This is a genomic window from Sphaerotilus hippei, assembly GCF_003201595.1.
Taxonomy (GTDB): domain Bacteria; phylum Pseudomonadota; class Gammaproteobacteria; order Burkholderiales; family Burkholderiaceae_C; genus Sphaerotilus; species Sphaerotilus hippei.
Map to the genome: position 1 here is coordinate 1 of NZ_QJJS01000032.1, position 20,310 is coordinate 20,310.

The following is a 20,310-nucleotide window of genomic DNA, read 5'->3' on the forward strand; positions in this document are numbered from 1 at the left end:
TTCGCTGATGTCGCTCGGGTAGGGTTTTCTGGTCACGATTTCAGGCTAGCTCTGGCCCACCACGGCCCGGGGGAAAGTTCATAACACGCTCTAGCGCAGCTTCGGGTGGCTGTAGCGGTTTCGACGGCTCAGCCGCGATTTTGAGCGCCTGCCGCAGGTGCTGGCAAGCTTGCATTTCGTCGTTTTCGCCATCCTCATGCCCCCCAAGGCCGCAGCGTTGCTGGCTTCAGGAGGAAGTTCATAACATGCTACAAAACAAACCCCAAAAATCAATCAACGCGTCACAGGCACGCCACCAAGAAAACCATCAATATAACTTCTGGGAATTTTTATTATATTCTCAGCGGCACCCTTTGAATTCAATCTAAAAACAAGATCACCACCGCTCTTCAATCTATCAAGATCAACCAAGAAAACAACCGACTCCGTGTGAATACACCCAATGCTAGGGCTGCATGAATTAACCTGCCTATCCATGACCCTTACATCAACTTGTTTTCCATCCTGGAAACTCGCAGAACCATAAAATCGCCAATCGAAAGAATACAGCACGCTCGCATAAACCATGTAAGCAACCACCCCCGTCTTCTTGCTTTTCATGGCAACAAGTTGAACGGTTTCATAATCAACAAATATACCCCTTCTTGTCTCGGAACCAACCTGCGGCCCAGTGTAGGTTATATTTGCATCAAACGAAGAATCCTTGATTTCGATCGCCCTAGAAACCTCCCCAGGAGGAGCAACCGCATAATTGGTCGCACAACCCGAAAAAATCGCAACCGCAGCAACGGCAATCAATTTCCTAAAAGCCATAATAGCCATCATCACGCCCCAGCTTTACACAAAACGCCACAAACCAGACCCTCGCCACCAACCCCACCCTCATCAAAAAATCACTCTACCGCCGGCCGAAAATAAACAGTTGTATCTTGCCCCTGCCCCGTGGGCCAAACGGACGACTTCACCTCAACAGTCCACTCCCCGACACTCCAAGTCTTAGACCCCGCATTACCCAAAACACCAGCAAACCCAACTGGAATTATCCCAACAAGCTTGACAGACAAGCTACTGGCGACACGCACCAACTCAGCCAGAGCCATTGATTTTTGATTCACATTATTGACGTTCAGAATGAGAGACACCCTTTGCAACCTAGATGGCTCATCGAACGCCCCCATTGAGTAAAAAGCAAGGTTATTTTTAAGCCCACTCCGACCAGGAGCGGGTGTTACATCAACCATATCGCTGGCACAACCACCTGTGCGCTCTTTGTAGCCGCGCGATGGATACCCCAGATCAGCAGCCATTTCACAAAATACTTTTGGATGCGCCTTCGACGACAGGACGGGCCCAGCAAACGATTCCGACACCAGCAGAATCAAAGCCGCCATCACAGAACAAGAAATTCCTGCATTCATGATCAGAATCCTTTTGCAGCTCAAAGCATCAATCAAGGCCCATCACAAAAATCCGGCCAACCAATCGATAAAACTCGACATAGCCATCATCCACCCGCGCGACGGCGCCTCCGCCAGCCAGGCGGACCGTCACGGGAGTTCGGGGATGGGAGCGTCCTCCTGTGCGAGGACGTGGGCGGACACGCGGCGGTGCGGCTCATGGTGGTGCGGACTCCCTGTGGCCCGGGCCCCGCGTGGGCGGTCTGGGCAGTTTTTCTATTTATGGGGAGACTACGCAGGACCCGCTCAGGTGTCCATGCACTGCGTCACGGTCAGCCGCCGGCGCGTTTGACTTTCCAGCCTTTGCCCTGCAGGTAGGCGATGACCTTGTCGCAGTGGTCGCCCTGGACTTCGACGATGCCGTCCTTGACGGTGCCGCCGCTGCCGCAGGCGGCCTTGAGGGCCTTGGCGAGGGTGGTGAGGGCGTCGCCTTCGAGGCCGAGGCCCTTGACGAGGGTGACGCCCTTGCCGGCGCGGCCCTTGGTTTCGCGGGAGACACGCACGACGCCGTCCGACGAGGTGGAGACGACCGGGATGGACTTGCAGGTGCACGAGGCGACGGGCTGGCTGCAGTCGGGGCAGATGCGGCCGGTGTCGGTGGAATACACCAGGGCGGAGAGGCCCGAGAGGCCGGTGGAGGTCTTGCTGCGGTTCATGGGCGCAGGATAACGGCGACCGCGCCGGCTCAGGCGTCGGGGGCGGGTTCGAGCACGGGCCAGCCGTGGGCCAGGGCGTGGGCGCGCAGGCGGGCGTCGGGGCGCACGGCCACGGGGTGGCTGACGGCCTGCAGCAGCGGCAGGTCGCTGGCGGAGTCGGAGTAGAACCAGGAGCGCTCGAAGCTGGCCAGGCCGTGACCGAGGCCGTCGAGCCAGCGCTGCACGTGCTCGATCTTGTGGGCGCGGAAACACGGCGGGCCGTCGATCTCGCCGGTGAGGTGGCCGGCGGCGTCGGTGGCCGAGCCGGTGGCCAGCAGGTGGGGCACGCCGAAGAGCTCGGCCAGCGGGCGGGCCAGGAAACGGGGCGTGGCGGTGACGATGGCGCAGAGGTCGCCCCGCTGGTGGTGGGAGGCCACCAGCGCGCGGGTGGCCGCGGGCAGGCGGGTCTGCAGCTGGTCGCGGAAGGTGTCGAGCCAGCCGGCCAGGCGCGGCGGGGGCACGTGGCGCAGCGGCCCGACGCTGGAGCGGTGCATGGCGTGCAGGTCGAGCGTGCCGGCGACGTACTGGTGGCAGTGGTCGAGGTAGGTCTGCCGGGCCGTGTCGTCGAGCACGCCCTGGCCGATCAGGAAGTCGGTCCAGGCCATGCCGGTGTCGAAGGGGATCAGCGTGTGGTCGAGGTCGAAGAGCGCGAGCTGCATGGGCTCGATCATGCCGCAGCGGGTTCGGGCGCCCAGCCGCAGGCCATGTCGTCGAGCGGCCACAGGCCGGTGGGCGGTGCGGGCGGGCGGGCGTGGCGGTGGCCCAGCACGGGCACGGAGGTGGCCGAGCCGGCGCTGGCGGCCGCCGCCCCCGACGGGGTCAGGCCGGTGACGAAGCGGGCCTTGAGCGCACATTCGTCGAACTCGTCCTCGGCGATGCTGTCGAGCACGATGCCCGCGCCCACGCCCAGGCGCATCGGGCGCGCGCCGTCGGCCGCGGCGGCGCCGAGATCGATGGTGCGGATGGCCACCGACAGGCAGAAGTCGCCGCAGGTGACGGGGGCATCGGCAGCGGGGGCGTCGATCCAGCCGATGGCGCCGCAGTAGAGGCCGCGCGGGGTGCTCTCGAGCGTGGCGATCAGCTCCATGGTGTGGTGCTTGGGCGCGCCGGTGATGGAGCCGCAGGGGAAGGTGGCGCGCAGCACCTCGGGCAGGTCGAGCCCGGGGCGCAGCTCGGCCTCGACGGTCGAGGTCATCTGCAGCACGGTGCGGTAGGACTCGACCGCGAACAGCGCCGGCACGCGGACCGAGCCGGTGCGGGCGATGCGGCCCAGGTCGTTGCGCAGCAGGTCGACGATCATCAGGTTCTCGGCCCGGTTCTTCACGTCGAGCGACAGCAGGCGGGCCGATTCGCTGTCGCCTTCGGGCACGGGCTGGCGCGCGGCCGTGCCTTTCATCGGCATGGCCTGGAGGCGGCCGGCCCGGTGGCGCAGGAAGAGCTCGGGCGAACACGACAGCACGTGGCGCTGCCGGCCCGAGCCGTCAGGCGGCAGGGCGATGAAGGCGCCGTAGGCCACCGGCTGGCGCGCGCGCAGGCGGCGGTAGAGCGCGGCGGGTTCGGCCTGCACGCGGCCGTCCAGGCGGTAGGTGTAGTTGATCTGGTAGGTCTCGCCGGCGCGGATGGCCTCGTGCACCGCGGCGATGGCCTCGCGGAACTCGTCGCGCCGCACGCTGGCGGCCAGCTCGCCGAGCGCGGCGGGGCTGGGCTCGGGGCGGCCGTGGTCCTGCGCGGCCAGCCAGGCGCCGGCCTGGTCGGCCGACAGCCGCTCCAGCGAGCGGAACATCAGCAGACGCAGGCTCGACGCCTCGCCCTCGCCTTCCCGCAGGCCCGCATGGCCGGCGCGCAGCAGCTTGGCGCCCCACTCGTAGTCGGCCAGCAGCAGCGCGTGCAGGCCGTCGCGCTGGTCGGCGCGCGCGGCGGCCCAGACGGCCTCGAGCGTGGCCGGATCGCTGCAGCGGTGCTCGCGCACGAAGCCGGTGTAGAGCCGGCTGCACGGGCGCCCGGGCGTGGCGTGGCAGTCGTCGAGCAGGGCGAAGACGGCGGCGGGCGCGGTGTCCATGGCGGGCTCCTGCGGGCGACGGATCAGCTCCAGTCGTCCATGTCGTGGCGGATCCGGTGGCGGTTGGCGATCAGCTCGTCGACCGTCGGCTCGTGGGCCAGCGCGCGGCGGATCGCCAGCCGGGTGGCCTCGTGGTTGGTGCGGTACATGTCCTTCTTGTCGAGGTTCGGATCGGTGGCGCAGCGCGGGTCGATCCACACCAGGCTGATGATGCACAGCTCGTTGGCCAGCGCCTTCGGGATCGTGCCGTCGATCAGGCAGTCGACCACCGCGTCGGCGGTGGCGCTCTGCACCACGCCGCCGAAGAGCTCGATGTTGGCCATGTCCTTGAGCGTGACCTTGGGCACGGTGATGGTGGCCGGGCGCACGAGCTGGTTGCAGGCGCGGATGGCGAACATCGCGGTGTGGCCCTTGCTCTGCGCCATCATGCTGGCGAAGGCCTGCCCGACCGGGCCGTCGATGCGGCCGATCAGGATCTCGGGCATCGCGTCGGTGAACTGGCCTTCGGCGGCCAGCACGGTGGCCTCGCCGGCGTGGAAGGTGTAGGGCAGCGTGGACAGCGTCATCGGTGGGTTCCTCGGAGGGACTCGGGGGTGGGAGAAGGCCCGGCAGGCGGCACGCCGCTCAGGCCACGAAGAGCAGCTCGCCCTGGCCGTCGACCGACAGGTCGCCGACGAAGCGCCGCGGCGTGCGGTGCGGCAGCCCGGCCAGCGTCGCCAGGGCGGCGGCCGCCGCGGCGCCGGGCGGCGGCCCGGCCGTGCGGGCGATGCGCGCCAGGTCACGCGCCAGCAGCTGCCAGAACACGCCGGCGTCGCCGTGCACCGGCACGAAGGTGGGGGGCCCGACCGGCCCGGGCGCCGGCTCGGGCGAGGCGAACACCAGGCTGCCGCGGCGCAGGCCGTGGGCCGGATGGCGGCCGCAGCGCCCGCCCAGCACCAGCGTGCCGGCCACCAGCCGCGAGGCGAAGAAGTCGCCCGCATCCCCCAGCACGATCGCGGTGCCGCGGCGCATGCGGTCGGCGAAGCGGTCGCCGGCCCGGCCCTGCACCAGCAGCAGGCCGCCGCGCATGCCGTCCATGCTGCCGGGCAGCGTGGCGGCGGCGTAGTCGCCGACATCGCCTTCGATGTGCAGCTCGCCGCCGCTCATCTCGACCCCGGCGAGCGCACCGGCGCTGCCGCGCACCCGCAGGCAGCCGGCCTGCATCGCGCCGCCCACGCCCTGGCCCACCGGGCCGTCGACGGTCAGCGTGCCGCCGTCGAGCTGCCAGCCGACCTGGTCGACCTGGCTGAGGTCACCGGCCAGCGCCAGCAGCGGGCCGGCCGGTGGCGGCCCGTCGGCCGGCCCGGCCGCCGCGATCAGCGCCGCGGCCTCGGACTCGCCCAGGCGCTCGACGGTGAACCACTCGGCCAGCGGCGTGAAATGGCGGCCGCAGGGCAGCGGCAGGCGCTCGATCTCGGCCAGGCTCAGCGTGGCCAGCGTGGCGGGCCGCACGCCGCGCAGGTCCAGGCGCAGCGCGGGTCGCTGGCGCAGCATCAGTCGGTGGCTGCTCATGCCGACCCCTCGTCGCCCGGGGGCCGCGGCGCGGGCGGGGCCAGCCGGTGCAGGTGGAAATGGAAGGGCCCGAGCTTGCCGCCGTAGTTGCCGGCGGAGATGCGCAGCAGGCCACCCGCCTCGCCGCGCTCGATGCCGGCCTGCAGGCCGGCCCGCATGGCCTCGGCGACCGCGGCCTCGCTCAGGCCGTCGATGACGATCTCCATCACGCAGCGCACCCGGGCGTCGAGCTCGCTGCGCCGGGTGACGCCCCACAGCGACGGGCAGAAGGCGTCGTTGGTCGAGGCCATCAGCCCGGCGTACCGGCTGCCGACCTTGGAGCCCGAACGCACCACCCCGCCCGGGAACGGCAGGATCACGTCGGGCAGGCGGCGCATCGCGGCCACCGCGGCTTCGGCCGCGGCCAGCGCCGAGTCGGTGTCGCGGGCCAGCAGCAGCAGGTTGCCCCCGCCCACGCCCTGGACCAGCGGCGTGCTCTCCTGGGCGACGAACTCGCCGTCCATCACCGGCACGCGCCAGTAGCGCACGCCACCGATCACCTTCGAGGTCTGCCAGCCGTCGCCGAAGAAGCGCAGGTTGCGGCCCAGCGGCACCGCCTCGCCCTCGTCCAGGCCGGCGAACACCGCGGTGGTCGGACAGGTCAGCACGCACTGGCCGACCCGGCGCTCGATCTGCCGGGCCAGCTCCTTGCCGCTCATCGCGAACAGCAGCACGGCGATGCCGGGCCGGCCGTCGGGGGTCTCGTGCGCCGCCAGCTCCCGCTCGATGCCGGCCTCGCAGCCGCAGGCGATCACCGAGGTGGCCAAGCCGGTGGCCGCGACCGCCGCGTGGCGGGCCCACTCCAGGCGGTGGGCGGTGATCAGCAGCCGGGTCGCCTTCATCGGGAAGGCCTCGGCGAAGCTGTCGTCGATGCACACGCCGTTGTGCACCCGCGGTGCGGCGCTGGCCGCGGCGTCCGGGGCGGAGGTCGCGCCGGCGCTCATGTCGTGCCCTCGAAGCACGCGGCGGGCAGCAGCCGCCCGCCATGGCCGCACTCGCAGAGCTCGTCGTGGCCGATGGCCACGTGCGCGGGGTTGACCGAGCCGAAACGGGCGTGGCGCCGCCGCAGCGTCTTCTCGACCGCCCGGTCGTAGTCGGGCTCGACGAAGTGCGTGCCGCCCACCGGCACGGCGGTGATGCGCCCGGCGCGCGACACCAGCAGGCCGTCCTTGAAGACCAGCTCGGGGGTGGTGAACATGTGCTCGCGGTCGGGGTGGTCGCGGTAGACGGCGATGTCGGCCGCCGCGCCCTCGCCCAGGTGGCCGCGGTCGCGCAGGCCGAGCAGCCGGGCGGGTGCGGCGCGCGTCATGATGGTGATCTCCTGCAGCGTCAGCTCCCGGGTGATGGAGCGCAGCGCGCTGTGCTGGGCGACGTCGGGGTGCAGCTTCGCGAGCTGCTCCTCGCGGAAGCCGCGGTCCATCAGCAGGCGGATCAGGTGCGGGTAGCTGGTGAACGGGCCGCCGTTGGGGTGGTCGGTCGTCAGCACCACCTGCCAGGGGTCGCGCACCAGCAGGAAGGTCTCGAGGCCGACGGCCCACTGCAGCGCGTTGACGTAGCTGGCCTCGCGGTAGCGGAAAGGCACCAGGCCGCAGCCGGCCTCGCACTCGATGTCGGCGAACGCCGACTTGCGCGGGCTGGCCAGCCCGGCGTTGGCGTGCTGGCGCATGGTGTCGCCCGAGGCGGTGACGGTCTGGCCGAAGATGATCTGGCCGACGTCGACGCTGAGCTGCGGCCGGGCGTTGACCGCCTCGGCCAGCGTCAGCGCCGCCGACGAGAACTTCTTCGGCCCCTCGGTGCCGTAGGCGTGGAACTGCACATGGGTCAGGTGGGCGGGCAGGCCCTCGAGCGCGTCGATCGTCTCCAGCGTCGAGCGGATGTTGCCGGCCACGCCCAGGTTGCTGCCGTGGATGTGCAGCGGGTGCGGCACGCCCAGCGCCTGCAGCCCGCGCGCCAGCGACTGCACGATCTGGCGCGGCGTGACCCGCCAGTGCGCATGCGCCTCGTCGACGTCGAGCCGGCGCTGGTTGAACTTGAAGGCCGAGATGCCACCGGGGTTGACCACCTTCACGCCCATGGCCTTGGTGGCGTGCAGCGTCCAGCCGATCAGGTCGCGGATCTGGTCGGGGTGGGCGCCTTCGGCCAGCATCTGCAGGAAGAGCTCGTCGTTGCCGAGCATCACGTAGGCGCCGTGGTCGAGGATGGGCGTGTCGCCCATCTCCATGTGGGTGTGGCGGGCGTTGCAGGCCAGCATCGCCGGCTCGAAGGCCGCGGTGTAGCCCATCTGCACGTAACGGTAGCCGGTGGCGAGCGTGCCAGGCGTGACGTGGCCGCAGGCGTCGAGCTCCAGCGCCTGGCCGGGCCGCCCGCAGGGGTTGACGCCCGCGCGGTGGTCCTCGGGCAGCAGCAGGCGGGCCAGGTTCATCTTGCCCCCGCCGATGTGGGTGTGCAGGTCGATGCCCCCGGCCATCACGACGCAGCCCGACACGTCGTGCTGCTCGTCCACCGGCTCGTCCGGGTGCAGCACGGCGATGCGGCCGTCGCGGATGCCGAGGTCGCCCGGCACGCCGTCGAGGCCGTTCAGCGGATCGTGCAGCCGGCCGCCGCGCAGTCGGATCGTGCTCATGCGGCGCCCCCCGGCTGCACGACGGCGGGCGGGGCCAGCCGCTCGAGCAGCGCCGTCACCACCGCGGCCACCGGGCGCAGCCCTCGCCCGGGCCAGCCCGGCACCGGGTGCAGCGGCAGCAGCACCGAGCTGTCGGCGCGGAACAGGTGGCCGCCGGTCTCCAGCCCCGGCGTGGCCACCGGCAGGAACAGCGTGCCGGGCGCCCCGGCCAGCCGCGCGGCCTGCGCCGGCACGCCCAGCACGATGCGCCGCAGGCCCGGATGCGTCGGCACCGGCGCGGCCCGCCAGCTGTCGACCCACAGCAGCAGGTCGGTCTCGCCGGCGGCGATCAGGCGGTGGGCGTCGTAGCGCAGCGGGTCGTGCTCCAGCCCGAGCGGGCCGACGCGGGTGCGCAGGGGCAGGCCCGACAGCCAGGCGTGCACATACTGCGCGGTCATCGCGCCATGACCGCCGCTGATGGGCAGGCCGGCGGCGTGGCCACGCCGGTTGAGCCGCCCGATCAGCAGCTGCAGCCGCTCGATCAGCAGGCCGGCGTGCGGGCCGAGCCGGGACGGCTCCCAGACCAGCACCACGCTGGCCGCCGCGGCCATTCGGGTCGCCAGCGGCACCAGCGGCGCCGGTGCCGCAGCCGCGGCGCCCGGCCGGTCGCCCAGCAGCAGGAGCAGATGCGCCAGCGTGTCGAACAGGTCGCCGGCCAGCGGCACGTGCAGCAGCGGCAGCTCCCGCTCGCCGACCCGCACGGTGCCCGGTGGTGGCCCGCCCTCGTCGCCCAGCAGCACCAGCACCGGCGGCTCGTCCCGGCCGTCGATCAGGCGCGGCAGCAGCAGCGGCGCACGCTGCGGCGCCCAGCTGCCCACCAGCACGATCAGGTCGGCACGCTCACGCACCTCGGCCAGCGTGGTGGTGTAGCCGCCGCGGTCCTGGTGGGCGCGCAGGCCCTGGCTCAGCGCCTCGCCCGCTGCGGCATCGCTGATCGCGCCGGTGGCGCAGGCCAGCCGGTAGAGCGTGCGCATGCCGGCGACGTCGGTGCCCAGCCCGCCCAGCAGCGGCTGGCGGGCGGCGTCCAGCCAGCGGGCGGCCAGCGCCAGCGCCTCGGGCCACGGCAGCGGCTGGCCGTCGAGGCGGGGCGACGGCCCGCCGCGGCCGTCACCCGGGGGGGAGGCGTCCGGCGCCACCCCGTGCCACGCGTCGGCCAGCGCCGCCACGGCCAGCGGGCAGTCCAGGCCGTCCAGCACCGGCGGCGCGTCCTGCGCCGACGCGCCGCAGCGCACCCGGGCGGTGTCGCACAGCAGCGGGCAGTAGGGGCAGGTCCAGACCGCCGCATCGGCGGTCGGGGCGACCGAGTCCGTCGGGGCCGGCGTCGACGCGGCACGGGACGATCGGGGCGGAACCTCGGGCTCGAGGCGGCGGAGGGAGCTCATGGCCCCAGCGGAAGGCAATCGTTGTGCCATCCGCGGCCGCGGGGTCCGGGCCGGCCCGCCCGCCAGGCAGCGCCAGCCTTGCCACAGTGTGTGGCGTTTCGGCGCCGGGGCGCCGCGGCAAAGTGTCTCGCCGGCTCACCGGCCGGCCCGGAGCGCCAGGCGCCCGGCGGGCACCGGCTCCGCCCGCCGGGTCGCCGGACCGCGGGAACACCCTCGGGGCCGGCGCCGGCCGAGCCTGTCGGCGGCCCGGACCGCACGCCGGTTCAGGGTCTACCCGGGGCCGCGGGGGCGGCCGAGCCCCGATCCCGACCCGGAGGGCAGACGCGGGCCGCCTTCCCGTCGCCGTGGCATGAAACCTGTTTTGCAGGCCTGCATGTCGTCCTTGCCGTCCCTGCCGCCCGGGTCCGCCCTGCGCCCGCGATCCCCCACCGGTCCGACCACGCCGGCCGCAGGCGGGCCTCGCCGTTCAGGCGCGGGCCGTCGCCGGCAGGCGACCGTCGTGCAGCGCACTGGCCACCAGCCACGCCCGGGCGCCGGCCTGCGCGGCGGCCTGCAGGTCGTGCGGGCCGCGCAGGCCGCCGGCGCCGATCAGCGTGGCCTGCGGCGCACGCCGGCGCACCTCGGCCAGCGTGTCGAGGTCAGGCCCCAGGTCGGCGCCGACCCGCTCGAGCGTCATGACGACCAGCCGCGCGGGCCACAGCTCGGGCCGCTGCCAGCAGCCGGCAGGATCCAGGGGCCGGCCGTCACGGCGGTCAAGCGACAGCAGGGCCCGGCCGGACCAGGGCTGGCCGGGCGCCAGGCAGGCGCGCAGCGCGGCCTCGTCCTGCAATGCCTCGCTGGCCAGCACCGGATCGAGGGCCGCCGCGGTCGTGGCGTCGAGCCGCTGCCAGAAGGCCTGCAGCGCGGCGGGCCCGCTCCAGCCGCCGTCCAGCCACAGCCGCAGGCCCGGCAGCGCCGCGACCAGCGCCTGCAGCACGTCGAGCTGGACCTCGCCGCCCTGCAGCGCGTCGAGGTCGGCCACGTACAGCTCGGTGGCCGCGACATGGCGCACCAGCGCCCGCGCCACCTCGACCGGATCGCTGCCCTCGCAGCGCTGCGAGCGCACCGGCCGGTAGCTCGCGCGCTGACCCCGCACGGCATGTACCACCTGACCGTGGCGCAGGTCGATCACCGGAATCGGCCGTGCCGGTCCGAACGTTGCTGGAGCACCCATGAAAAGCATCCTGGTCTGTGAGTTCGTCAGCGCGGGCGGCCTGGTCGGCCATGCGGCCGAAGCGGCGCTGATGCCGCTGGGCCGCTCGATGCGCGACGCGATGGTAGGGGATCTGCTGGCGCTCGACGGCGCCTGGTCGGTCAGCGCCGCCACCTGCGCCGGCGCCGCGCTGGCGGTGGGCCACGTCGGCCGCGCCCGGGACTGTCCGGTGCCCGCGGGCCAGGCCACGCTGGACTTCCTCGCCACCCAGGCGCCACGCCACGACCGGGTCTGGGTCGTCGCCCCCGAGACCGGCGGGCTGCTGCAGCGCTGCCACGAGGTGGTCGGCGCCGCCCGCTGGATCGGCTGCGGGGCCGAGGCGCTGCGACTGGCCTCGAGCAAGACGCTGTCGCTGCGGTGCCTGCAGGCCCGTGGCGCACGGACCGCGCTGGACACGGCCTTCGAGCGCGTGGCCCGCCGCTGGGTGGTCAAGCCCGACGACGGCGCCGGAGCGGTCGACACCCAGGTCTTCGGCGACTGGCCCCAGGCCGAGGCCGAAGCCCGCCAGCGCCTGCAGCGGGGCGCGACGGTGACGCTGCAGCCCTGGGTGGAAGGCGAGGCGATGAGCGCCTCGCTGCTGTGTGCGGCCGGCAGCGCCGAGCTGCTGAGCCTGAACCGCCAGCAGGTGGTGATCGGCTCGGATGGGCGGGTGGGCTTCGACGGCGTGCGCATCGGCCAGTTCGGCCCGGGGGATGCTCGCTGGGCGCCGGTGCAGCAGCTGGCGCGGCAGGTGGCGACCGCCCTGCCCGGCCTGCGCGGCTTCGTCGGCATCGACCTGGTCTGGCACGAGACGGCCGGGCCGGTGGCCATCGAGGTCAATCCCCGCGTGAGCTGCGCCTACGTGGGCATGTCGCGCGCGCTGGAGCGCTCGCTGGCTGCCGAGATCCTGGCGCTGCATCCGGAGGTCGATCATGTCGGCGCGTGAGTTCCAGGTGGTCGGCTGGGACATCGGCGGGGCCCACCTGAAGGCCTGCCTGCTGGTGGACGGGCGGGTGCGGGACGTCGTGCAGTGGGCCTGCCCGCTGTGGCAGGGGCTGGAGCACCTCGTCGCCGCGCTCGGCCAGGCCCGGCGGCGCTGGCCGCAGGCGCTGGAGGCGGTGCACGCGGTGACGATGACCGGCGAGATGACCGACCTCTTCCCCGACCGGCAGGCCGGCGTCGACACCCTCGTGCGCACGCTGCAGGCGCAGCTGCCCGGACCGCTGCGGGTCTATGCCGGACCGGGCCGCTGGGTCGCGCCGGAAGGGGCGGCCGCCCACTGGCCGCTGATCGCCTCGGCCAACTGGCTGGCCACCGCGCAGCACTGCGCGGCCGAGCTCGGCACCGGCCTGCTGGTGGACATCGGCAGCACCACCACCGACCTGATCACCTTCCAGGACGGCCGGGTGCAGACCCGCAGCCGCAGCGACCGCGACCGCCTGGCCAGCGGCGAGCTGGCCTACCACGGCGCGGTGCGCACGCCGCTGTGCGCGCTGGCCTCGCGCATCGAGCTGCAGGGCCAGGCGCTCAACGTGATGAACGAGCTGTTCGCCACCAGCGCCGATGTCTACCGCCTGACCGGCGAGCTCGACGCGGCCCACGACCTGCACCCCGCCGCCGACGGTGGGGCCAAGACCCCGCACGCCACCCGCCAGCGGCTGGCGCGCATGGTCGGCTGCGACGTGCGCGAGGCCGGCGAGGCACAGTGGCTGGCCTTCGCCCGGGCCTGGCGCAGCGCGCAGGTGGGCGCCCTCGCCGCCTCGCTGCAGCGGGTGCTGCAGCAGGCCGCGCTGCCGGCCCACGGGCTGCAGGTGGTCAGCGCAGGCTGTGGCGACTTCCTCGTGCCCGACCTGCTGGACACGGCCCGCGGCCCGCACGCGCCGCCGGTGCGGCTGCTGCGCTACGGGCAGCGCCTCGCCCGCGTGCCCGGCGACGATCCGCCGGCCGACGGCGTGCGCGCCTGGGCCCAGGTCTGCGCGCCCAGCGTGGCCGTGGCCGCGCTCTACGACCTGGAGCACCGCTGACATGTGGGTCGTCAAACTCGGCGGCAGCCTCAGCACCGATCCCGCCCTGCCCGCCTGGCTGGAACTGCTCGCCGGCCTGGGCAGCGGGCGGGTGGTCATCGTCCCCGGCGGCGGCGGCCTGGCCGACGAGGTGCGGCGCCTGCAGTCGCACTGGGCCTTCGACGACCTGCCCGCGCACAACATGGCCATCCTGGCGATGGCGCAGAACGCCTACCTGATGCAGGCGCTGCAGCCCGGGCTGCAGATCGTCTGCGCCGAGGTCGACATCGTGCGGGTGCTGCGCCTGGGGCGCACCGCGCTGTGGGCGCCGCTGGTGCTGCTGCGCCAGACCGCCGACGAGACCACCAACTGGGACGTCACCAGCGACAGCATCGCGCTGGCGCTGGCGCGCCACCTCAATGCCGAGCGGCTGGTGGTGGTCAAGCGCTGCGAGGTCGGCAACGCGTCGGCCCAGGAGCTGGTCGACCAGGGCGTGCTGGACCTCCACTTCGCGCAGCTGGCCCACCACGCGGCCTTCCCGATCGACGTGATCGACTGCGACGCCCACCAGCAGGTGCGCTCGCTGCTGCTGGGCGACACCCGGATGGCCGACCGCTGAGGCGAGCAGCGGCCGTCAGTCGGTCCAGCCGAACAGGCGCCGCGGCGTGTCCCACTCGATCGCGCGGCGGGCCGCCTCGTCGGGCAACCAGCGGCTCAGCAGCGCCTGCAGCGGGCCGTAGTCGATGCGGGCGGGCGAGCGCAGGAAGGGCCAGTCCGACGCCCAGACCAGCGACTGCGGCGTGTAGGCCTCGAGCAGCGCCTGCACGTAAGGCCGCAGGTCGTCGTGCGGATGGGGCAAGGCCGAATGCTTGGCATGACCCGACAGCTTGACCACCGCCCGCCCGGTGCCGGCCAGCGCCAGCAGCGTGGCAAATCCGGGCTGGCCGAGGCCGGCCCGGGGGTCGGGGCGGCCGCCGTGGTCGAACAGCAGGCGCGCACCGCTGTCCTGCAGCAGCGGGCTCAGCTCGACCAGCTGGTCGGCCTGCACCTGGACCTGGGCCCACAGGCCCAGCTCGCGCAGGCGCTCGAGCAGCGGGCCGATGTCGCGGTAGAAGGCCACGCCCTGCAGCGCCACGTTGAAGGCCACGCCGACCACCCCCGCCGCCTGCAGGTCCTGCAGCTGCTGGCCGCTGGCGTCGTTGGGCACGACGGCGATGCCCTTGTAGCGCCCCGCCCCCTGGGCCAGCGCGTCGAGCAGGCAGCGGTTGTCCAGGCCGTAGCCCGAGTTCGGCCCGACGATCAGCGCATGGCGCACGCCGTGGGCCTCGAGCACGTGGCCCAGCTGCACGGCGGTGCCGATCTCGCCGCCTTCGGGCCGGTAGAAGGTGTCGGCCGCATACGGGAAGCGCTGCGGATCCAGCACATGCACATGGCAGTCGACCTTGGGCGACACGCCGGGGCCCTCGCGCTGGTCCTTGTCCTTGTCCTTCTCCATGCCCGTCTCCATCGCCATCATCGATCCCCCCTGCCCCGAGGCAGCTCACGCACCAGGAAGGCCGCATTCTCCAGCCTCGGCGCGACGAAGAAGTCGGCCTCGTCCAGGCCGTCGAGCACGAAGCGCAGCGCCCGCACGACGAAGCCGTGCACCACCAGCAGCAGCACCTCGTCGTCGGGCAGCCGGCGCAGCTCGTCCAGCGCGGCCGAGACCCGCTGCACCACCGCGCGGGTGCTCTCGCCGCCGGGCGGGGGCCGATCCCAGGACGTCAGCACCCCCTCGGCCCAGGGCACCGGGTGGCGCTCGGCGACCTCGGCCGGCGTCAGGCCGTCGAAGACGCCGAAGTCCTTCTCGCGCAGCGCCGCCATCAGCTGCACCGGCAGGCCGCGGGCCCGGGCGACCGGCTCGGCGGTCTGGCGCGCCCGCTGCAGCGGCGAGGCGACGATGCGGGTGATGTCCGGGGGCAGCGCGGCGGCCAGCGCCTCGGCCTGGGCCCGGCCGCGCGCGTTCAGCGGCGCATCGCTGCTGCCCTGGTAACGGTCGTCGATGTTGAGGTCGGTTTCGCCGTGGCGTGCCAGGTAGAGCTTCATGGGCGGGTGCGCGGAATCGGGACGCCGAGAATACGCTCACCCTGTGAGATAGTGTGCGCACCGGTGGCACCCCCTCACCGCCCCGATGGAGACCCCATGCAGACGCTCGACGACATGCTCTCCCTGCACCTGCTGACCCCCGCGCAGCACTCGGACATCCGCGCCTGGACCCGCTGGGCCAAGACGCCGGAGAAGATCCTGGAGATGCCGCCCCACCTGTGGCGGGCGCTGGAACTGGCGAGCGTGCTGATGGACGTCGAGATGGACGAACGCTCGCCCTGAGCCGCGCGGGTCTCCCCCCGTCAGCACACGGCGTCGAGGGTGGCGTGCCCGCCGACGCCCGGCACCGGCCCGGGTGACTGCGGCATCGGCATCTGCGCCCGCTCGAGGCGGCGGCCCGGGCGCCGGGTGGCGGCCACCGCCGCGATCAGGTCGGCCAGGCGGGACGCCTCCAGCGTCGCGGCCCGGTCCTGCCGGCAGACGACGGACCGGAAACCCGCGAAGTCCGGCCCCGCCTCGCCCAGCCGCGCCAGGTGGTGCAGCCGCAGCGCGCCGGACAGGCCGGCCAGCGCGCCGCCCGCCTGCACCCGGGCGACAAAACCGGCCCGCTCGTCGGCACCGGTCACGTCCATCAGGCTGCCGGCCCGCTTGTCCTGGGTGTCGAGCATCAGCGCCGGAAAACGATGCGCCAGCGCCTGGCCCACCAGCGCGTCGGGCAGGCCGTGGTCGGCGATGAAGACTGGCACCAGCGCCAGCCCGCCGGCCTGCAGCTCGCCCAGCCGGGCGATCAGCGCGCGGCTGCACGGCCCCGGCAGCACGCCGACCTTGACGTAGTCGACGCCGCAGGCGGCCACCGCACGGACCTGCCGCGTGATGGCCTCCAGCGCGTCGGCGGGCCAGTCGCCGATGGTCGCGCTGACCGGCGTGGCCGGCGCGATGCGGCGCAGCAGGGCCGTGATCGAGGCGATCGCCTCGGGCGGCAGGCCGCCCAGGGCGCCACGCGACGGCTCCTTCAGGTCGATGAGATCCACCCCGGCACGGGCGGCGATCCGGGCTTCTTCGGCGTCGCGGACGCTGACGAGGATCTTCATGGCGGGCGATCAGGCGGCCTGGGATTGGGTGGACGGGGCGGCGCGGTGGCGGGCGATCGCCTCCTCCAGCCAGCCCCAGGCCTCGTGCTCGGCCGCGCTGGCGGTCTTGTCGATGGCGATGCGCAGGTAGGCCATCTCGGCATCGACCTTGGCCCGCGGCAGCAGGTGCAGGCGGCTGACCAGCACGGCCGCCTCGATCACCGCGGCCTGGGCCCGGTTCAGGCCGTCGAAGGGGGCATGGGTCAGGTCGGCGCGCACGCCCAGGCGCAGCACCGGGCGCTGCGGGTCGTCGGCGACCTCGCCCAGGTGCAGCTCGAGGTGACGCAGCGCACAGGCCAGGCGCACGCCCGGCAGCTCGCTCATCGGCACCACCGCCCAGGTGCGGCGGCCGGTGACGCAGCCGGCGAAGACGCGGGTGTCGGTGACGATGTTCAGCGCGGCATGGCGGGTCTCGAGCAGGTTCTCCAGCGTCCTGGACGGCTTGAAGGGCATCAGCAGCACCTGACCGGGCGCGGGGTAGCGCACGCCCATCGGCGCGACATGGGGCCGACCGTGGCGGTCGACGGTGGTGAGCACGGTCTCGTGGATGACGTCATTCATCGCGGGGCTCCTGGCGGTCGCCCCCCGCGGTGCGGGGTGGCGCGGACTGGCGGGGGATGCGGGTGGTGCCGGGCGCGCACCAGGCGTCGGTGGCGGCCGCCGGCGGGCTCCAGGCCACGCCCCAGTGCAGCGGCTGGTCCTGCACGTAACGCTTGCCGAGCTGGAAGGCGATCTCGGCCCGCGCCAGCTCCACGCCCATGTAGAAGGCGTGGCCACCGTCGTGCGCCAGGCCCAGCTGCGGCCAGAGCGACAGCGCGTCACCCGCCAGGCGATGGCCGTCGCGGTTGTAGACATGCAGGCCCGCCGCGCTGACCTGGATGCGGAAGTTCGGGTCGCGCACCTGCGCCGCGGTGGCGGCGATCTCCTCGGGCGTGTCCGGGTGCGGATGGCGCTCGTGCACGGTGGCCAGGTGGCTGCCGAGCTCACCGCCCAGGCCCTTGGGCAGGGTCCGGTGGTGCGCGGCCGCGTGCATCAGCCGGCGGGCCACGTCGGCCTCGCGCACCGCCCGGCGCGCGTGGGCGCTGACCTGGGTGGTCAGCACGGCGGCCACCCGCAGCTCGGCGGCGATGCCCAGCAGCAGCGCGTTGATGCCCGAGGTGTCGGCCTCGACCAGCTCGGTCAGGTTGCCCACGCCCATCATGATCGACACGTCCGGAAAACGCTGGCGCAGCGTGTGGTAGCGCACCAGCGACGCGGTGAAGCCGAAGGGGATCGGGTCGAGGATGGCGTCGGCCAGGAAGGGCCGGCCCCGCGCCTGCATCGCCTCGATCGCCTGCGCCAGCGACTCGGTGTCGGCCGGCTCGCGCGGGATCAGCACCGGGGTGCTGCGCACCTCGTCGGCGATCCAGAGCGTGTCCAGCGTCAGGCTGAGCAGGTAGTCGGCGCCGGCCCGCCCGCCACGCAGCAGCTCGCCGGGGTCCTGGCTGTCGACGCTGACCCGCCAGCCTTCGGCCTTCAGCGCCTGCACGGCGGCCTCGAGCTGCGGGAACGGCGTGGCGGGCAGGCCGCCCAGGTCGATCACGTCGGCCCCGTCGGCCACCAGCGTGCGCGCCCGCTCGACGATGGCCGGGACCGACAGCCGCGGCGCATCGACGATCTCGGCGAAGATCGCCACCTCGCGGGCGCTGAAATCGACCGGACGGGCGGCCCGCTGGAAGTGGTGCGGCAGGTCCTTCAGCTCCTCGGGGCCACGTTCGACCGGCAGGCCGTAGTGCTCGCCCAGCGCGGCCAGGTCGCCGCGGCAGCGCCCGGGCACGATCAGCCGGTCGGCCCGCAGCGGCGCCGGGACGCGGCGGCGGATCAGGTCGGCCGTCATCAGCGCGGCCACCTGCACGCCGATCTCGCGCACCTCCCAGCTGAAGGGCCGCTCGCCTTCGCTCGTCGCCATGCCCTCGAGCACCCGCTCGAGGGCAGGCTGGGCCAGCCGGCCGGTCAGGAAGACGAGGTGGTCCATGACAGCGCCAGTTCGTGGAGGCGCCGGTCGAGCGCCTGTTCCAGCTCGGCGGGCGAGCGGACGACCTGGCAATGCTCGATCGCCCGCAGGCGCTCGACGTTCTCCAGCTCGATGCGGCGCGGGCGCAGCGTGACCCAGGCGTGGGGCGCGCGCGTCAGCACCACCGGCTCGGTGTCGCAGGCGAACACGATGCCCGGGATGCCCAGCTTGCCCGCCTGCGCGAACATGTTGGTCGGCAGGCTGTCGCTGAGGCCCAGCGCGCACTTGGCCACCGTGTTGCTGGTGGCCGGCGCGATCAGCACCGTGTGATAGAGGTCGGTGTAGAGCGTGCCGACCGGCACCGCGCTGGCGGTCTTGTCGCGGAAGAGGCGAAAGCGCGGGCGCAGCCCCTCGAGCGTGTGCTGGTAGATCGGCAGCACCTCCTCGGCCGCGGCCGACAGGAACAGGTCGACCTGCGGCAGCCGGGCGGCGATCGCCAGCGATTCATCGAGGAAGTGGCCCGAGCCGGTGATGCACCAGGCAAAACGGGACCGGGCCGGCGTGTCGGGCCCCAGCGGCTGCGGCTCGGCCGGAGGCAGGGGCATCAGGGGTTCATGCGCGCTCATGGTCCGGGTGCAGCAATCGACGTTCCCGGGGGCTGCTGGTCAACCCTGAGCCGGCCCGCGGCGCCGACCGCGCCACGACCGCCCGCCCCCGACCAGCGGCCCGCGAGCACCCGTGAACACCCCCCGGGCGATCGGCCGGCGCCCCCCGCCACGGTCCGGTGCCGGCTGCACCATCGGCAGGACACAGTGTCACGCGCGCCTGTCGGACCTCCTGCCGCTCGCGCCCCAGGCGCCTGAGGTGCGACCTCGACCAGTTCAGAACGACAGGAACGCCAGCGCCGCGATGGCGGTCGGAGCCAGCGCACCCAGCAGCAGCCCGCCGGCACCCACCGATTCGTCGGCAAAGCCCTTGCGCAGCAACGCCACGCCGGCCGGGTTGGGTGCGTTGGCGATGACCGTCAAGCCACCACCCGCGACTGCGCCCGCCACGAGCATGTACTTGGCCGGATCGGAGATGCCGGCGATCAGCGATCCCAGATAGGTCAGCGCCGCGTTGTCCGTCACCGCCGTCAGCGCCAGCGAACCGAAGAACAGTGCCTGCGGCTGCAGCCACCAGCTCTGCAGCCCGCCCAGGATCACCAACCCGGCCAGGAAAAAGGCCACCAGCAAGGCCTCCTTGATCAGCAATGGGCTCTGATGACGCTCGTAAGCCTGCGAAAAACCCAGGAACATCAGAAACAGTCCCAGAAAAGCCACCGGATGGTGGGCCAGCACCACGACACCGGCCAGCAGCAGCAGGTGAACCACGGTGATCGACAAGGGCACGGGCGGCCGCCCGTCAACGGCCCCATCGCTCGATCCCGGGCGCAGGTGCGTGCGCAGCAGCCAGGTCACGATCGAGGCATTCACCAGCACGGCACATGCGGCTTTCCAGCCGAAGTGGCTGAACATGAAGGCGCTGTCCCAGTTCCAGGTGCTGGCCACCATCAGCACGGGTGGCGCAGCATAGGACGTGAGGGTGCCGCCGATCGACACGTTGACGAACAGCACCCCCAGCGCCAGGTACTTCAAGCGCTCCGGCACGTCGGGACGGAACACCAGGGGCGCCAGCAGCAGTGAAGCGATCGTCATGGCGGCCGGCTCAGTGACGACCGACCCCAGCAAGGGCACGGCGGCAAAGCCCGACCAGGCGGTCACCAGGTGCGTGCGCATGGGCATCCGGCCCGCCACGCCGTTGACCAGCCCGAACACCACGGTCAGCACCGGCCGAGAGCCGGCAATCACCATCACCACAAAAACGAACAAGGGCTCGGTGTAGTTGCGCGATTCGGCATAGTGCAGCGCCTGCGTGCTGCCGACGGTCCGGAGCATGTCAAGGTAGTTGCCGCGTGAGTCATGCCGCGACTGCGCTTATTTCGGCGGCCGCGGCATCGACAGCCGCGACCACACATTCCCGC

The 20,310-nt window shown here is 72.5% G+C and carries 21 protein-coding genes and 2 pseudogenes; 5 read left to right on the forward strand and 18 right to left on the reverse strand.

Annotation, left to right across the window (positions count from 1 at the left end):
- Positions 1-94 precede the first annotated feature (94 nt).
- Positions 95-244, forward strand: a pseudogene (locus tag C7444_RS19650) (IS5/IS1182 family transposase); the annotation flags it as partial.
- A 29-nt stretch (positions 245-273) separates the two neighbouring features.
- Here C7444_RS19650 and C7444_RS20090 read toward each other — a convergent pair.
- The 11 genes and pseudogenes from C7444_RS20090 to C7444_RS19695 all read right to left on the reverse strand — a co-directional run bounded on the left by C7444_RS20090 (position 274) and on the right by C7444_RS19695 (position 11,058).
- Complete coding sequence (locus C7444_RS20090; protein ID WP_170130818.1) at positions 274-813, reverse strand: hypothetical protein; 540 nt, start codon at positions 811-813, stop codon at positions 274-276.
- An 80-nt stretch (positions 814-893) separates the two neighbouring features.
- Entirely contained in the window at positions 894-1,418 is a 525-nt protein-coding gene (locus C7444_RS20095) for a DOMON domain-containing protein (RefSeq protein WP_146219458.1), read from the reverse strand.
- Between the two features lie 311 nt (positions 1,419-1,729).
- The gene (locus tag C7444_RS19655; RefSeq protein WP_110402559.1) at positions 1,730-2,113 is read right to left on the reverse strand and encodes a translation initiation factor Sui1; all 384 of its coding nucleotides are present in this window, start codon (positions 2,111-2,113) and stop codon (positions 1,730-1,732) included.
- A 29-nt stretch (positions 2,114-2,142) separates the two neighbouring features.
- Positions 2,143-2,811: an HAD family hydrolase gene (locus C7444_RS19660; protein WP_110402577.1), complete on the reverse strand. Its 669-nt coding sequence runs from the start codon at positions 2,809-2,811 to the stop codon at positions 2,143-2,145.
- Positions 2,812-2,966: 155 nt separating this feature from the next.
- Positions 2,967-4,211: pseudogene (gene pabB, locus C7444_RS19665) on the reverse strand (aminodeoxychorismate synthase component I); the annotation flags it as partial.
- Positions 4,212-4,234: 23 nt separating this feature from the next.
- Positions 4,235-4,777, reverse strand: coding sequence for a formaldehyde-activating enzyme (fae, locus tag C7444_RS19670; RefSeq protein ID WP_110402561.1), 543 nt, complete (start codon positions 4,775-4,777; stop codon positions 4,235-4,237).
- Positions 4,778-4,835: 58 nt separating this feature from the next.
- Complete coding sequence (locus C7444_RS19675) at positions 4,836-5,762, reverse strand: formylmethanofuran dehydrogenase subunit C (RefSeq protein ID WP_110402562.1); 927 nt, start codon at positions 5,760-5,762, stop codon at positions 4,836-4,838.
- Entirely contained in the window at positions 5,759-6,745 is a 987-nt protein-coding gene (gene fhcD, locus C7444_RS19680) for a formylmethanofuran--tetrahydromethanopterin N-formyltransferase (RefSeq protein ID WP_110402563.1), read from the reverse strand. Before fhcD ends, C7444_RS19675 begins: the two co-directional genes overlap by 4 nt.
- Positions 6,742-8,424 (reverse strand): formylmethanofuran dehydrogenase subunit A, encoded by a 1,683-nt coding sequence (locus C7444_RS19685; protein WP_110402564.1) that lies wholly within the window; start codon positions 8,422-8,424, stop codon positions 6,742-6,744. Before C7444_RS19685 ends, fhcD begins: the two co-directional genes overlap by 4 nt.
- A complete protein-coding gene (locus C7444_RS19690; protein ID WP_110402565.1) occupies positions 8,421-9,845 on the reverse strand; it encodes a molybdopterin-binding domain-containing protein in 1,425 nt (474 codons plus the stop codon). The genes C7444_RS19685 and C7444_RS19690 overlap by 4 nt, the downstream gene beginning before the upstream one ends.
- A gap of 466 nt (positions 9,846-10,311) precedes the next feature.
- Positions 10,312-11,058, reverse strand: coding sequence for a HisA/HisF-related TIM barrel protein (locus tag C7444_RS19695; protein ID WP_110402566.1), 747 nt, complete (start codon positions 11,056-11,058; stop codon positions 10,312-10,314).
- On the opposite strand from C7444_RS19695, the gene C7444_RS19700 reads away from it, so the two are divergent.
- From C7444_RS19700 to C7444_RS19710, 3 genes are read left to right on the forward strand one after another with little or no spacing between them, the layout of a single operon-like run.
- Positions 11,057-12,022 (forward strand): ATP-grasp domain-containing protein, encoded by a 966-nt coding sequence (locus C7444_RS19700; protein ID WP_110402567.1) that lies wholly within the window; start codon positions 11,057-11,059, stop codon positions 12,020-12,022. The genes C7444_RS19695 and C7444_RS19700 overlap by 2 nt on opposite strands.
- Positions 12,009-13,100, forward strand: coding sequence for a hydantoinase/oxoprolinase family protein (locus tag C7444_RS19705; protein WP_110402568.1), 1,092 nt, complete (start codon positions 12,009-12,011; stop codon positions 13,098-13,100). The genes C7444_RS19700 and C7444_RS19705 overlap by 14 nt, the downstream gene beginning before the upstream one ends.
- Position 13,101: 1 nt before the next feature.
- Complete coding sequence (locus tag C7444_RS19710) at positions 13,102-13,698, forward strand: amino acid kinase family protein (RefSeq protein WP_110402569.1); 597 nt, start codon at positions 13,102-13,104, stop codon at positions 13,696-13,698.
- A 15-nt stretch (positions 13,699-13,713) separates the two neighbouring features.
- Here C7444_RS19710 and C7444_RS19715 read toward each other — a convergent pair whose 3' ends face one another.
- Positions 13,714-14,574, reverse strand: coding sequence for an amidohydrolase family protein (locus C7444_RS19715; protein ID WP_110402578.1), 861 nt, complete (start codon positions 14,572-14,574; stop codon positions 13,714-13,716).
- Positions 14,575-14,591: 17 nt separating this feature from the next.
- Positions 14,592-15,164 carry a histidine phosphatase family protein gene (locus C7444_RS19720; protein WP_110402570.1) on the reverse strand — a complete coding sequence of 191 codons (573 nt, stop codon included), beginning with the start codon at positions 15,162-15,164 and terminating at the stop codon, positions 14,592-14,594.
- Between the two features lie 96 nt (positions 15,165-15,260).
- Between C7444_RS19720 and C7444_RS19725 the strand changes: the two genes are divergently transcribed.
- Positions 15,261-15,446: a hypothetical protein gene (locus tag C7444_RS19725; protein WP_110402571.1), complete on the forward strand. Its 186-nt coding sequence runs from the start codon at positions 15,261-15,263 to the stop codon at positions 15,444-15,446.
- A gap of 20 nt (positions 15,447-15,466) precedes the next feature.
- On the opposite strand, the gene C7444_RS19730 is transcribed toward C7444_RS19725, so the two are convergent.
- From C7444_RS19730 to C7444_RS19750, 5 genes are all read right to left on the reverse strand, one after another.
- Positions 15,467-16,255, reverse strand: coding sequence for a (5-formylfuran-3-yl)methyl phosphate synthase (locus tag C7444_RS19730; protein WP_110402572.1), 789 nt, complete (start codon positions 16,253-16,255; stop codon positions 15,467-15,469).
- Between the two features lie 9 nt (positions 16,256-16,264).
- Positions 16,265-16,855, reverse strand: coding sequence for a DUF447 domain-containing protein (locus C7444_RS19735; protein WP_110402573.1), 591 nt, complete (start codon positions 16,853-16,855; stop codon positions 16,265-16,267).
- Positions 16,848-18,308: a DUF6513 domain-containing protein gene (locus C7444_RS19740; protein ID WP_110402574.1), complete on the reverse strand. Its 1,461-nt coding sequence runs from the start codon at positions 18,306-18,308 to the stop codon at positions 16,848-16,850. The genes C7444_RS19735 and C7444_RS19740 overlap by 8 nt, the downstream gene beginning before the upstream one ends.
- Entirely contained in the window at positions 18,287-18,892 is a 606-nt protein-coding gene (locus tag C7444_RS19745) for a flavoprotein (protein WP_170130819.1), read from the reverse strand. The genes C7444_RS19740 and C7444_RS19745 overlap by 22 nt, the downstream gene beginning before the upstream one ends.
- A gap of 276 nt (positions 18,893-19,168) precedes the next feature.
- Positions 19,169-20,224 (reverse strand): putative Na+/H+ antiporter, encoded by a 1,056-nt coding sequence (locus C7444_RS19750; RefSeq protein WP_110402576.1) that lies wholly within the window; start codon positions 20,222-20,224, stop codon positions 19,169-19,171.
- Positions 20,225-20,310 lie beyond the last annotated feature (86 nt).

Bases quoted from the DNA above. Each gene is read 5' to 3' on its own strand.
- C7444_RS19725 (WP_110402571.1), top strand. From the start codon at position 15,261: ATGCAGACGCTCGACGACATGCTCTCCCTGCACCTGCTGACCCCCGCG.
- C7444_RS19655 (WP_110402559.1), bottom strand. From the start codon at position 2,113: ATGAACCGCAGCAAGACCTCCACCGGCCTCTCGGGCCTCTCCGCCCTG.
- C7444_RS19690 (WP_110402565.1), bottom strand. From the start codon at position 9,845: ATGAGCTCCCTCCGCCGCCTCGAGCCCGAGGTTCCGCCCCGATCGTCC.
- C7444_RS19710 (WP_110402569.1), top strand. From the start codon at position 13,102: ATGTGGGTCGTCAAACTCGGCGGCAGCCTCAGCACCGATCCCGCCCTG.
- C7444_RS19705 (WP_110402568.1), top strand. From the start codon at position 12,009: ATGTCGGCGCGTGAGTTCCAGGTGGTCGGCTGGGACATCGGCGGGGCC.
- fhcD (WP_110402563.1), bottom strand. From the start codon at position 6,745: ATGAGCGCCGGCGCGACCTCCGCCCCGGACGCCGCGGCCAGCGCCGCA.
- fae (WP_110402561.1), bottom strand. From the start codon at position 4,777: ATGACGCTGTCCACGCTGCCCTACACCTTCCACGCCGGCGAGGCCACC.
- C7444_RS19750 (WP_110402576.1), bottom strand. From the start codon at position 20,224: ATGCTCCGGACCGTCGGCAGCACGCAGGCGCTGCACTATGCCGAATCG.
- C7444_RS20095 (WP_146219458.1), bottom strand. From the start codon at position 1,418: ATGAATGCAGGAATTTCTTGTTCTGTGATGGCGGCTTTGATTCTGCTG.
- C7444_RS19730 (WP_110402572.1), bottom strand. From the start codon at position 16,255: ATGAAGATCCTCGTCAGCGTCCGCGACGCCGAAGAAGCCCGGATCGCC.
- C7444_RS19715 (WP_110402578.1), bottom strand. From the start codon at position 14,574: ATGGAGAAGGACAAGGACAAGGACCAGCGCGAGGGCCCCGGCGTGTCG.
- C7444_RS19735 (WP_110402573.1), bottom strand. From the start codon at position 16,855: ATGAATGACGTCATCCACGAGACCGTGCTCACCACCGTCGACCGCCAC.
- C7444_RS19740 (WP_110402574.1), bottom strand. From the start codon at position 18,308: ATGGACCACCTCGTCTTCCTGACCGGCCGGCTGGCCCAGCCTGCCCTC.
- C7444_RS19685 (WP_110402564.1), bottom strand. From the start codon at position 8,424: ATGAGCACGATCCGACTGCGCGGCGGCCGGCTGCACGATCCGCTGAAC.
- C7444_RS19695 (WP_110402566.1), bottom strand. From the start codon at position 11,058: ATGGGTGCTCCAGCAACGTTCGGACCGGCACGGCCGATTCCGGTGATC.
- C7444_RS19700 (WP_110402567.1), top strand. From the start codon at position 11,057: ATGAAAAGCATCCTGGTCTGTGAGTTCGTCAGCGCGGGCGGCCTGGTC.
- C7444_RS19675 (WP_110402562.1), bottom strand. From the start codon at position 5,762: ATGAGCAGCCACCGACTGATGCTGCGCCAGCGACCCGCGCTGCGCCTG.
- C7444_RS19745 (WP_170130819.1), bottom strand. From the start codon at position 18,892: ATGCCCCTGCCTCCGGCCGAGCCGCAGCCGCTGGGGCCCGACACGCCG.
- C7444_RS20090 (WP_170130818.1), bottom strand. From the start codon at position 813: ATGGCTTTTAGGAAATTGATTGCCGTTGCTGCGGTTGCGATTTTTTCG.
- C7444_RS19720 (WP_110402570.1), bottom strand. From the start codon at position 15,164: ATGAAGCTCTACCTGGCACGCCACGGCGAAACCGACCTCAACATCGAC.
- C7444_RS19660 (WP_110402577.1), bottom strand. From the start codon at position 2,811: ATGCAGCTCGCGCTCTTCGACCTCGACCACACGCTGATCCCCTTCGAC.